At 42.4% G+C, this 12,321-nt stretch carries 9 protein-coding genes and 1 riboswitch; all 9 genes read right to left on the bottom strand.

Features of this window, described 5'->3' with window-relative positions; translation table 11 throughout:
• Positions 1–51 precede the first annotated feature (51 nt).
• The 9 genes from NSQ91_RS15295 to NSQ91_RS15255 all read right to left on the bottom strand — a co-directional run bounded on the left by NSQ91_RS15295 (position 52) and on the right by NSQ91_RS15255 (position 12,068).
• Complete coding sequence (locus NSQ91_RS15295; protein WP_076305511.1) at positions 52–1,341, bottom strand: amidase family protein; 1,290 nt, start codon at positions 1,339–1,341, stop codon at positions 52–54.
• Between the two features lie 95 nt (positions 1,342–1,436).
• Positions 1,437–3,002, bottom strand: a complete 1,566-nt coding sequence (locus NSQ91_RS15290; protein ID WP_076305512.1) for an ABC-F family ATP-binding cassette domain-containing protein — start codon at positions 3,000–3,002, stop codon at positions 1,437–1,439.
• A gap of 446 nt (positions 3,003–3,448) precedes the next feature.
• Positions 3,449–4,759 (bottom strand): voltage-gated chloride channel family protein, encoded by a 1,311-nt coding sequence (locus NSQ91_RS15285; RefSeq protein WP_076305513.1) that lies wholly within the window; start codon positions 4,757–4,759, stop codon positions 3,449–3,451.
• 67 nt (positions 4,760–4,826) lie between these two features.
• Positions 4,827–4,889: riboswitch (Fluoride riboswitch) on the bottom strand.
• Positions 4,890–4,896: 7 nt separating this feature from the next.
• Positions 4,897–5,619: a YebC/PmpR family DNA-binding transcriptional regulator gene (locus NSQ91_RS15280; RefSeq protein ID WP_036678376.1), complete on the bottom strand. Its 723-nt coding sequence runs from the start codon at positions 5,617–5,619 to the stop codon at positions 4,897–4,899.
• A 164-nt stretch (positions 5,620–5,783) separates the two neighbouring features.
• Positions 5,784–6,911: a 5-methyltetrahydropteroyltriglutamate--homocysteine S-methyltransferase gene (locus NSQ91_RS15275; RefSeq protein ID WP_076184512.1), complete on the bottom strand. Its 1,128-nt coding sequence runs from the start codon at positions 6,909–6,911 to the stop codon at positions 5,784–5,786.
• Between the two features lie 139 nt (positions 6,912–7,050).
• Positions 7,051–8,166, bottom strand: coding sequence for a 5-methyltetrahydropteroyltriglutamate--homocysteine S-methyltransferase (locus NSQ91_RS15270; RefSeq protein WP_076184511.1), 1,116 nt, complete (start codon positions 8,164–8,166; stop codon positions 7,051–7,053).
• Positions 8,167–8,182: 16 nt separating this feature from the next.
• On the bottom strand, positions 8,183–9,115 hold the full coding sequence (locus NSQ91_RS15265) for a LysR family transcriptional regulator (RefSeq protein WP_076105621.1): 933 nt from the start codon (positions 9,113–9,115) through the stop codon (positions 8,183–8,185).
• A 120-nt stretch (positions 9,116–9,235) separates the two neighbouring features.
• Positions 9,236–10,363 (bottom strand): phosphodiester glycosidase family protein, encoded by a 1,128-nt coding sequence (locus tag NSQ91_RS15260; RefSeq protein ID WP_076125850.1) that lies wholly within the window; start codon positions 10,361–10,363, stop codon positions 9,236–9,238.
• Positions 10,364–10,538: 175 nt separating this feature from the next.
• Positions 10,539–12,068 carry a TPM domain-containing protein gene (locus NSQ91_RS15255; RefSeq protein WP_076305514.1) on the bottom strand — a complete coding sequence of 510 codons (1,530 nt, stop codon included), beginning with the start codon at positions 12,066–12,068 and terminating at the stop codon, positions 10,539–10,541.
• Positions 12,069–12,321: the final 253 nt, after the last annotated feature.

Genomic DNA, 12,321 nt, shown 5'->3' with positions numbered 1-12,321 from the left:
TTACGTTTTAGAACAAAATACAACAATTGATCCATTTCTAAAGCCATAGAATCACTGAAGCGCTAAAGAAACCACTTTACTCCAATAAATTAACTCTTCATCCCTGCCATATGCCCCGATACATTGAAATCCTAATGGCATGTTGTTTATAGAGGCAGCTGGAATACTCACCGCAGGCGCTCCAGCATATGACCAAATGGCCGTCATTCCGGTCCATCCGGTTCGTGAACCCCACAGCGGAGCTGTTCCTGCCTGAGCCGGCGAAACCCACAGATCAATCCCCTGTGACTTCTGCACATCTAATAGATCATTTCTGAGCTTGATTTGTCCGCTACGATATCCTTCCAGTTCTTCCTCAGTGATGGTTCGTCCAGATAAAATAGCCTGCCGTACGGTATCCTCATAAAGATCTTTATAAATATCAAATAGTGAATGATGGACTTGCGCCATTTCTCCGTGAACAAACCGCACCATGGCATCTCCGTAGATAAAGCTATCTTCCCACGGCATCGCAACTGTTTTTATGCTGAACCCTGCTTCCTCAAGCTTCTTAAGCTGCTTCTGAAAGGTTATCTTGGTGTCATCCTCCAATAATGTCATGTATACACCTTCGGGTATCCCTAGCACAGGTTTACGAGCTTCTTTAAAAGGTCTCCATTCCGTTACAAGCTCAGCGGCGAGAAAGTCCATACCCTCCATATCCTGAGTGAAAAATCCAAACGTATCAAAAGATGGCGACATCAATCGGACACCATCTATAGGGATACGCGCATAACTAGGTTTAAAGCCGACCACTCCGCAAAATGAAGCAGGTGCCATAACAGAACGCAAGGTTTGTGTACCTATCGCAAATGGACAGATACCCGCGGCAACCGCAGCAGCAGAGCCTGCACTAGAGCCGCCAGGCGTATGATCCAGCTGATGAGGATTACGGGTCGTGATAGGTCCGGCATAAGCAAATTCCTCCGTCACTGTTTTGCCGGTGAACCAAACCCCTTTTTGCCGAAGCTTTTGAATAAAACTGCCCTCAGACTTCGTCAAAGCTTGTGGGGGAAGGTTCGACCCTGCACAGGTAGGCAACCCGTCTAAGTGAATTAAATCTTTGATTCCAACAGGTATTCCATATAGCGATGGTTTAGGAAATTCCGAATACTTCTCTCTTACCCTAGCCACTTCATTTTTTATTCTATCTGCTCGGTTCTCCTCTGGCACAAAAGCACGCACGTGTGGTTCTACTTTATTGTAAAGATCTAAATACTGCGTAAGATATCTATCCATGGTCACATCTGAGGTCTTATTGCCCTGAGCAAACTGAGCTAACGAAGATTTATTAATGTACATGTCTGATTGGAGCCCTCCTTAATATTCACTTAAACCAGGAAGCCATTTAAAGACGATTGTATTAATTTGGAACAGCTTCATGTTACTAGGCAACCTTATCTATGGCTATACTTTAGTTCTCTATTTCTATTTTCATCCACAATATTGATTACACGATCCACCCACCCTTGATAAAATTGCTCCTCATGAGAAACTAGAATCACTGTACCTTTAAATTGGATTAAAGCATTCTGTAAAGCATCTTTTGTTTCGGCATCTAAGTGATTAGTGGGCTCATCTAAGATTAAGAAATTACATGCTGTAAGCAATAAAAGACACAGCTTAACTTTGGATTGTTCGCCACCGCTGAGTGTACGGATAGGCTGTGTAACGTGACTATCTTTTACAACACATAATGCTAGATGACGACGTATTTCCTTAATAGTCAATTTTGGATAAAACGATGAGACGATTTCAATAGGTGTCATGTTATCGTTTTCCCAAATTAAATCTTGCTCGTAGTAACCAATAGAGACTTGTTCCGCAAAGCGGAATGCCCCGGCAACACAGGGGATTTGACCAACTAATGTTTTCAGTAATGTTGATTTTCCGATGCCGTTAAAGCCTGCTATGACTATCTTTTGTCCTCCTCGAATGGAAAATGTTAATTTTGGCAGCAGCGGCTTATCGTAACCAACCACAAGATGGTCTACTCTAAGCGCAACTTGTGCAGTAACAGGAAGCTCTTGAAAACGGATAGATGCTTTAGTGACAAACGTCGGTGCAGCGATTCTCTCCATACGATCCAGCTGCTTCTGACGGCCACGGGCAATTCTAGAATTAACACCAGCACCATTTTTCCGGATATATTGCTCAGTGGCTTCAATTTTTTTCTGCTGTGCATGGTACTGCCGGATATGGCTTTCTCGAAAATGCTCCTTCTGTCTCAAAAAATCAGCATATTGGCCATGATATTTTTTAATCGTTTCCCCTTCAATATCGCAAATGCTTGTTGATATTTTATCGAGAAAAGTGTAGTTATGAGAGACCACAATGAAGGCTTGATCGAACGCTATCAGATATTCAGCAAGCCAGTTAATATGCGTGGTGTCGAGATAATTAGTGGGCTCGTCGAGCAATAACACATCAGGTTGTTCAAGCAACAGCTTTGCCAATATAACTTTGGTTCGCTGCCCCCCACTAAGCTGATCAATAGGACGGTCCATCCCCATTGCATTTAATCCTAGCCCCGTAACCACTTTACTGATATTGCTCTCGATAGAATAATAGTCGAGCGCCTCAAGTCGTTCCTGAAGGTCTGCTGCCTTCTGCAAAAGCACTTCATTGCCAGAAACAGCACATTCCGCATAAAGTGCATTCATCTTTTCTTCCATTTCGTATAATTCAGTGAACGCTCTCCTTAAATAACTTTGAACGGTACTTGACCCATCAATAACCGCGTATTGATCAAGATGACCTATTTTGATATTGGGCTGCCATTTAATCGTTCCACCATCAGGAATCACCTCGCCCGTCAGAATACCAATCAATGTGCTTTTCCCTGTTCCATTCTGACCCACTACACCTACATGCTCCCCTTTGTAGACTTCCAAAGAAACCTGTTTATACAGCACTTTATCACCAAAAGCATGTGATACATTAGAAACCTCAAGTAAACTCATTTGCTTTCCTCTTTTCTATAATTGTTTTTAAGCACAAAAAAAAGCAGAAGACACCGCGCCCTTGGGCGCAAGCCTTCTGCTTATTAGTGCACGAATAGACGGCACAAATAGATAATTGTCAGTTTGGAAACTGAACATTATAAACACAAAAGGCTGTAGACGAAAATTGTCTACAGCCTCTTAATCATTAACATCGGAAGATGGCGTAATCAAATAAGCATGAATAATCACACTAAAATGACCTAGCTATCTTTCGATGATATAAAAAGCGATTCGCTTTTTGATTAAGCTCCGGACAACGTTTCATCGTTTGTATCCGATTGTTCGGAGCAGCTTCTGGTATATAATTTTTCAGTTTCCACATGAATCATGTTGAACCATCCCTTCGTTTGGCTACATTTTAAATCGTGTAACCGCACTTGTCAACCATCATCCGAGAGGTCCTCTTATTTTTTGCGGGGGCGTTTGACCGTACCGATCCTAGTTCCTTGAGGAATTGTAATGAACTGGCTCTTCGATACACCGATAAGCTGTGAAGTATAAATACTACTATGTCCGGAGAATAAATAACTCACCACACAAGCGATAAACATGTATATGGCTCCTTCCGAACCAAACAGCTCGATCCCCATTAAGAAGCAAGCGATAGGCGTGCTAGTAGCTCCACAGAAGACAGCAATAAAACCGAGGGCAGCTAAAAAGGGTCCATACAAATGTAATATTCCAGCCAAAGCATTGCCTAGTGTGGCACCAATCGTAAATAACGGAGTAACCTCACCACCCTGAAATCCTGTTCCTAAGGTAAAGGCGGTAAAGATCAGCTTCCATAAAAAAGCGAACGGCGAGACATCTCCCTCAAAAGAATCCTTGATTAATGGAATTCCGAGGCCTAAGTAATCACGAGACCCTACAAGGAATACTAAGGCAATGATAATTAATCCACCTACGGCACCTTTTATCATTGGATTGCTTATCCTGGCGGTGAAGATTCTTTTTAGAAAATGAGTCAGTTCACTGAAAAGCATACTCACGAGACCAAAAATTACAGAGGCCAATACCACTTTTAGAATAATCATTAAACTTAAAGCTGGAAATTCATTCACTACATAGGGTGTATGATGAACACCCCACAATCGAGTGGTGACCAGATCACCAACAAAGCTAGCCACAAAACATGGAAGTAATGCCTGTTGGCTAATAAGTCCAATGGTTACTACCTCTAGACCAAATAAGGTTCCAGCCAGCGGTGTTCCGAAAATAGAACCAAAGCCTGCACTGATCCCGCACATTAACAGTATCTTACGATCCAGAGGACTGATTTTAATCAGCTTTCCGAACCATTCCGCAAGGCTTCCGCCCATTTGAACAGCTGTCCCTTCACGCCCAGCGGATCCACCAAATAAGTGGGTTACCAGTGTCCCAAACAATACTAAGGGTGCCATCCGTAATGGAATGGTCTCGTTACCATCCTGAATTTGTTCTATAATAAGGTTATTTCCTTTAGCGCTGTTTTTTCCGTAACGCATATATAGGAAACTAACAAATACTCCCCCAAGAGGCAACAAATAAAGTAGCCCTGGATGCTCTAAACGTACATCTGTTACGTAATCCAAGCTTTTTAGAAAAAAAGCAGAGGCGGTGCCAGATAAAATACCAACTACACTGCCGAGCACAATCCATTTGATAAATGTACTCCAAAGAGCAAAATAACTTCGCTTCTTAGTGATTTCAAACCATCGGGTAGACCATGGATTCATCTCGACAGCTCCTAAGGACAAAATAAATTAGTCTCAACAATAAAACAGACTCCTACCAGGGAAGCTCGCACTGGTAGGAGTCATTAGTCTCAGAGAGACAGTTACGGCGAACTCCATCGCCCTTTATAAAACTTAAATTATTCTTCTTCTGAATCTACGTTATGATACACTTGTTGAACATCTTCCAGGTCTTCCAAAGCATCAATCAATTTCTCGAATTGAGCTTGAGCATCTTCTGGGAGTGCCACATAGTTTTGTGGAAGCATGTTTAACTCAGCTACAGTGAATTCAGTGATGCCTGCATTCTTGAATACTTCTTGTACTGCATTGAACTGATCAGGTTCTGCATAAACAATAACTGCATCATCCTCTTCCAGCACATCGCGTACATCAAGTTCTGCATCAAACATCATTTCAATTACTTCATCAGCAGTTTTACCTTCCACACCTATAACGGCCGTAGAGTCAAACATGTAAGCTACTGATCCGCTGACACCCATATTTCCGCCATTCTTACTGAAGGTTGAACGAATCAATGGAGCTGTCCGATTAACGTTATTTGTGAGCGCATCAACGATGATCATTGAACCGCTAGGTCCAAATCCTTCATAACGAAGCTCTTCATAATTTTCTTCAGCGCTACCTTTAGCCTTATCAAGCGCACGGTCAATGATCGCTTTTGGTACATTGTAAGTTTTTGCACGTTCTAATACAACTTTCAGGGCCCGGTTCGCTTCTGGATCGGGTTCGCCCTTCTTTGCTGCTACATAAATCTCAACACCAAACTTTGCATAAACACGACTTGTGTTTGCGTCTTTGGAAGCTTTCTTTTCTTTAATATTATTCCACTTACGACCCATATTGTTCCCGCTCTCTTTCAACATGAATTAAAAACAATTGTTACTTATTATACCCTTCTTCGATAGCTCTAGTAAAGTGCAGTAGTAGGTTAATCCTCTAAGCTGTCACAATACAGATAGAAAAAGCCCCTGATTCAATCAGGAGCCTGCTAATTTTTTATAGATTACTGCCAAATTTCATCTGCAATCTCTTTAATAAACTGCAGTTTATCCCATTGCTGTTGATCTGTCAGATGGTTTCCTTCTTCCGTAGAGGCAAAACCACATTGTGGGCTCAGGCACAACTGATTGATATCCACATATTGCGAAGCTTCTTTAATCCGTCCAATGATTTCTTCTTTATTCTCAAGCTCACCTGACTTCGAACTGAACAAACCTAAAACTACTTGTTGATCTTTAATAAATCTAAGGGGTGCAAAGTCTCCGGCCCGATCCGTATCGAACTCCAGATAGAAACCATCTACATCCACCGTTCCAAATAACACTTCTGCGATAGGCTCGTATCCGCCGGATGCTGCCCAAGTGGACGCGTAGTTCCCACGGCATACATGCATCGTGATAACCATATCTGCTGGATGATCTTTTATCGCTTCGTTATTTACAAATGCATATAACTTAGCGATTTCGTTAACATCTACACCCTCTTTTTGACGGGCTTCCCAATACCCTTTATCACAGAGCATACCCCATGTGCAGTCGTCCAATTGCAGATTACGGCAACCTGCCTCATAGAAATCACGAATAACTTCACGATAAGCTGCAGCAATATCAGCCACAAGTTCATCCTGCTTGTCGTAAACAGCTACAGTAGTCTTTTGATTGCGCTGAAGTTCAGCAAGGAACTGCGCTGGCGAAGGAATCGTTTGGCGCGCTACTACATCATTTCCCGCTATGCTAACCAATTGTCTGTAGTCAGCGATCATTGGATGGTTAGTCCCACGAATTTTACCGGATAATTCTGCAGTTTCCGCTCTGGTCTCTACACCATTAAACAGGTAGCCCACTGGGCTGACTTTCTTTGTTACCCCTTCAAGGCCCCACATAAAATCTAAATGCCACCAGGAGCGGCGGAACTCTCCATCCGTTACACCTTTTAATCCAACCGCTTTTTGTTTTTTCACAACTCTGGCAATCTCTGTATCTTCTACCTTGCGCAATTCATCAGCGGAGATTTCATTATTTTGATATTGGACACGAGCTCTCTTAATCGTTTCCGGACGTAAGAAGCTGCCAACGATATCTACTCTGAATGGCACTTCAGTTCTTTGTTTTCCTTTTTGGATGGTACTCATAGGGGTTCGGCCTCCTTTATTGTCTGTGCTTTTCTGTTGAATTCACTATAGCACTGTACAATCAGGACAGGGTAACTCCTAAAAACTATGGCCTACCATAAGCTTACGCTATAGCAGGCCACCAAATTAGCTTATTTAATTATAACCAGACCTCTCGGGCGGTTTCGATCACAAGGCGTATTTTATCCCACTGCTCTTCTTCAGTTAGAATATTTCCTTCCTCCGTAGAAGCAAATCCACACTGAGGGCTTAGGCACAGCTTTTCAATATCTACATATTGTGCGGCTTCTTCGATTCTTGCCTTAAGCTGCTCTTTACTCTCCAGACCCCCATGTTTGGTCGTTACTAATCCCAACACTACAAATTGGTCTTTAATAAATCGTAAGGGCTCGAAATCGCCAGCTCGTTCATTATCATATTCCAAGAAAAAGGCATCAACTTTGGTATTGGAAAAAAGCACCTCGGCAACAGGCTCATAACCGCCAGCAGCGAACCAAGTGGAGCGAAAATTACCTCGGCAAACGTGCAGCGCGATGGTCATATCATGCGGACGATTCGCAATACTCTCATTGATCAGCCTAACGTAATCCTTTGCTAACTGATCGGGATCTGTACCTCTACTTCGTAAATGGGCGCGATGTCGGCCACTGCTCAGCGTTCCCCAAGTTGTGTCGTCTAACTGAAGATAACGGCAGCCTGCATCGTAAAAGGCTTGAATCGCAGTTTGGTAAACCGCGATGATATCTTGAAATAGAGTTTCCTTATCAGGGTAAACTTCATTTCCATTAAACTCCTCCACAAAGTGAAATAGGGCAGGTGAAGGGATCGTCATTTTGGGTAACCGGTCTCCCGCCATTTCCTTGAGCTTTATAAATTGCTGTAGCATGGGATGATCTTCAAAGGAAATCCGGTCAACAATTCGGAATGATTCTGCACGCTGAACCGTTTCCGCTCTTCCATTCCCTTGATTTAAGTTAATCTTTTCAGTTCCTTTAATTCCGACAAAGAAATCAAGATGCCACCAGGAACGGCGAAACTCACCATCTGTTACTGCTAATAATCCTACTTCCTTTTCTAATTCCAGTAGTTTAGCAATCTCAATATTCTCTATTTCATAAAGCTCACTACCTGTAATTTCACCATTCTCATATTGGAGGCGGGCTGCTTTAATCTCTTCCGTACGCAAGAAGCTGCCGACGATATCATAGCGAAAGGGTGGAGCATTTCTCTGGGTGCCAGTTACGGGTCTAATCATACCGATCCTCCTACAGCTATAGTAAAAAATGATTTAGATCAAAATAACTTCCGGAAACCAAGTCATTTAAGATTTCTATATACTTGGATGCCATCACACTAGGTCTACGATCTTTATGCGCAATCCAACCAACCGTGAATACTTCATTACTCTCAAATGGAATCGTCTTCAGTCCATTACCGTTCAGATCGGATGCCATGATTCCTGTACCCACTGTATAACCGTCCGTGCCCATTAATAAATTGGTCAAGGTTGCCCGGTCATTCACTTTAATATTCTTCTCAATCTGAGAAAAACTTAACATTTCCTCCGAGAAGTGAAGTGAATTGTTCTCACCCTGTTCAAAAGTAATATACGGAAAAGGTAAAATATCGTCCTGCGAGATCCTTTCCTTCTGGGCAAGCGGATGTCCAGTTCTAACATAAAGATGTGGGTCAGTATTAAAGAGTGGCGTGAATTTCAGATTACCGTCACTGAACAGCTTATTCATATGCTTATAGTTGCTCTCGTTAATATAAAGAATCCCCAAATCGCTACGGAGAGTACGCACATCTTCGATGATGTCGTAGGTTTGCGTCTCTCTCAAGCTGAAGTTGTACTCTGAGACATCACTTTGCTTCATGAGACTCACAAAAGCATCTACCACAAAAGCATAATGCTGAGTCGAAATGGAAAAATAGATTGGGCTACGCTTTTTCCCAGTATAACGATTCTCCATAAGCTCTGTTTGTTCAATGATTTGACGGGCATATCCGAGAAATTCCATTCCTTCTACAGAAATGCTGATTCCACGGTTCGTCCTTTCAAAGATGGTAATCCCAAGTTCATTTTCAAGCTCTTTAATAGCGTTGGACAGGCTCGGTTGAGAAACAAAGAGTTTCTTTGCCGCCTCATTCATGGAGCCACTATTTGCAATTTCGATAGCGTAGCGGAGCTGCTGCAACGTCACTCCTATTCCCCCTGTTCCAGACCTATTCGTACTACATTCTGTTTCATACTAGCTGATATCGTAGCATAAATACACATCTCATTCCAAGATAATCCTTAATATGTGCCCAATAACGCGTACTTATTGTGTTCTCTTTTTCCCAGCATCAATCTTGGCAGGATCTAGTCCTTTCCAGATATTTGGCATATCAACCTGTTCTGGATGCTCAAAAACTAAAAAAGCTGTAGGCAAATACCGCTCACCATATTGGGATGAGGGTTTATTCATAATCTCATTGTCTTTTACTAGTACCGTAGAAGAACCACCATCCAGATTAGCCGCTATCACGGCTCCATGCTTAAGCAAAATCTGCTGCACATCATAGAGATTTGCTCCAATACTATAAGTAGGCTGTCGACCGTCAATTACTACAAAAATAATAGCGCCATCTGCCCGCTGACCCATTGCTGTTCTAGGTGCAATCCCCCAACCTTCCGCTGCATTCTTAATCAATCCTTTGCCATTGACGATTAGCCGCGGGCTAAAAGTAACTGCCTCCTGAACCCCCATTTTACTAATCTCATCTAGCGTATAATTCCCTGCAACCATTTTTCCTTGTTTATCCAGACCAACAATCTGTGTAGATTTTTTACCGCCAAGACCGTTGTAATATAACTTACCTTGTGAGACTACAATTCCTATGGGTTTAAACCCGTTACCTTTCCAGTTCGGATCAGCGAACCCACCACCGTTAACTCCAGCGATAGCGCCTGTACGCTTCACCATACTGGTTACTTTTTCACCTGAACCAATCTTATTAGGTATTCCTAGCCGGACTTTGGTTGGATCATTAACAATCATTACATATCCGGTATAGCCACTGCCTGAGACATTCTCAATCTCGACAAGCGGCTTCTCTACCACCTCAGGTTCGGGAGCGATCGTATGTGTATCTATTTCGTCCCCCATCTCTTCAAAACGGGCGGTATATTCGGTTACCCTGTCCTTCAGTTGATCTTCACCTATAATATATTTAGCCATATAGCGATGTTGTGTTGTAATTAGCGTATCTGCGATTGTATAACGTAAGTTCTGAGCCGAGGGTGCAAAATAAAGCCATCCACCAGCAGCGATCATTAAGAATAAGCAGAATAAAAAAACTTTGGATAAGGTACGAAAAAAACTTCGTTTCTTCCGCTTTTTTATTGGTTTCTTTACAGGTTTCTTATTGCGTGCATTGGAACGTTGAGGTAATGATGAAGTGCTCACTTCTGAGTATTCCTCCCTAAATATTACTAATTTGATAATATGTACAACTCGTCCTTATCATAGACGATGATTTTCGTTAAAAGTTTCTATTTGAGTAATAGTCATCATTTCAAAAACAAAAAACGAGCAGGTTTCCAATATCTTGGCTTCCTGCTCACATATAGCTAATCAAATTCTAATGTCTTCCTACTCCCCCGCCGCCGCTAGCGCTACCGCCGCCACCTGATGAGCCACCACCGCCGGAATAACCGCCGCCACCTGATGAGCCTCTATCATCATCATCTGAGTAGCTGCGGCTGGATGAGCTTGAAGAATGTCTTCCTGCTCCTCCACCACTGCTGGAACCTCCACCACCATGGTTCTCGTTGCTTGAGGAATACCGTCCTGCACCGCCACCGTTAGTAGAGCCTCCGCCACCACTGTTTCCCCAGAAACTTGATTGCGAATTGTTTGTATTCCTATGGTGGTGATGATAATAACGTCTGTGCCAGCGTCTGCCATAACCGTAATCCGCTTGACCATGCCAAGGACCATAACGGCGTATATTCCTTTGGCTATATGGATTAAATGGCAAACCATACATTTCTATATATCTATTGCGTCGTGAAGCAGTAAATCCAAATAAGATAAGCGAACCAAAAATCGCTGAGAAAATTAGAAAAGCCTTGCTTTTACTAACCGCCTCACCTCCACTTGTAGCTGTAGTAGAGGAAGTACCAGAATTCGTTGTAGTTCCAGGATTAACATTGTTTCCGTTGTTTCCAGTGACTCCTTGCGGATGATCCGCTCTCGCTAACAAGAAACTGTAGAACGAGTTAACTGTCGTTGTAGCTCCCGTACCGTAATCTTTTTTCACAAATTGGGGTTCAAGCACGGTATTTAAAATATTACTAATAACCTCATTGGTTAAAACCTTGTCGATATCCTTGCCTTGTAGAACATGATAGTTGTCTCCGCCTATGTCCAATACAAGCATAACATCTTTAGGACCCGCACCTACCGAAGCAAACTTCATATAAGTATAGTCCTGCAATGTTTTATCTCCAGCATTTTTTACGGTGACCACATAAATTCCACTTCCGGTTGTTGTTTTATATCTGTTGCTGGAATCGTTCAGATAGTCTTTAGTTACTTTTTTGAGCACACCCGCATTATCGGATACGTAATTTTTGGTGTCAACATTTTCTGCCCAAGTGCCGCCCATAGCTTGAATAAAAGCTCCATACGTCTTCCTAGCACCATTACTGTATGTTTTAGCTGCGAAATCCGGCTCAAGATATTGTGAAAGAATCTCTTTAATCTTACTGTTAGGCAATGATTCCTCTATACCTTTACCTTGTACCGCCCAATAATCATCATCTTTTATAGAAAGGAGCAGCAGCAGACCGTTATTTTTATCCGCAGCCCCCACACCCCAGCTATTGAAAAGCGATTTTGCATACTCTTCCATCGAAACCCCTTCAGTAGAATCGACAGTTACAAGCACAACTTGAGCTCCAGTAGCCTGATGTAATCGAATACCGTAGTTCACCATGTAATTCTCTGCTTTCTCGTCAATCACATTCGCAAAATCATTCACATAAAATGACCCTGTATGCTTAGGTACAGCAGTTTTGGCTAAACTTACAGCCGGCAAAAGCAATACACTTAACAATAAGGCAGCAAGTGTGGTATGTAGCAGTATTTTTAGAGTTCTCGTGTTCATATGTACCTCCTGATCTATCATTATCTCTCTTATTTATCGGTTACGCGCGGTTAGCGGAATAGTTCCATTTTATTCTAAACTGGAAATTACACAACAGGAAAAAACGCTTAGAGTTTGTGAGGCGGGTGATTTGAGGCGTGCAAGTCGCTTTAGGGGCAATCATCGTGTTGTGTTGATGGATCACACTCAAGATCATTGGAGATTTGGAATTCCCTACTGAGATAACATACTTTTCGCCGATTCATCGGACTCA

The sequence above is a fragment of the Paenibacillus sp. FSL R7-0048 genome (assembly GCF_038004505.1).
Lineage (GTDB): Bacteria > Bacillota > Bacilli > Paenibacillales > Paenibacillaceae > Paenibacillus_AQ > Paenibacillus_AQ odorifer.
The sequence above is the reverse complement of the archived record's forward strand: the minus strand, read 5'-3'. Positions and strand labels throughout refer to the sequence as shown.

Coding starts and splice junctions, on each gene's coding strand:
- NSQ91_RS15255 (WP_076305514.1), bottom strand. CDS start 12,068: ATGAACACGAGAACTCTAAAAATACTGCTACATACCACACTTGCTGCC.
- NSQ91_RS15275 (WP_076184512.1), bottom strand. CDS start 6,911: ATGAGTACCATCCAAAAAGGAAAACAAAGAACTGAAGTGCCATTCAGA.
- NSQ91_RS15270 (WP_076184511.1), bottom strand. CDS start 8,166: ATGATTAGACCCGTAACTGGCACCCAGAGAAATGCTCCACCCTTTCGC.
- NSQ91_RS15290 (WP_076305512.1), bottom strand. CDS start 3,002: ATGAGTTTACTTGAGGTTTCTAATGTATCACATGCTTTTGGTGATAAA.
- NSQ91_RS15295 (WP_076305511.1), bottom strand. CDS start 1,341: ATGTACATTAATAAATCTTCGTTAGCTCAGTTTGCTCAGGGCAATAAG.
- NSQ91_RS15280 (WP_036678376.1), bottom strand. CDS start 5,619: ATGGGTCGTAAGTGGAATAATATTAAAGAAAAGAAAGCTTCCAAAGAC.
- NSQ91_RS15285 (WP_076305513.1), bottom strand. CDS start 4,759: ATGAATCCATGGTCTACCCGATGGTTTGAAATCACTAAGAAGCGAAGT.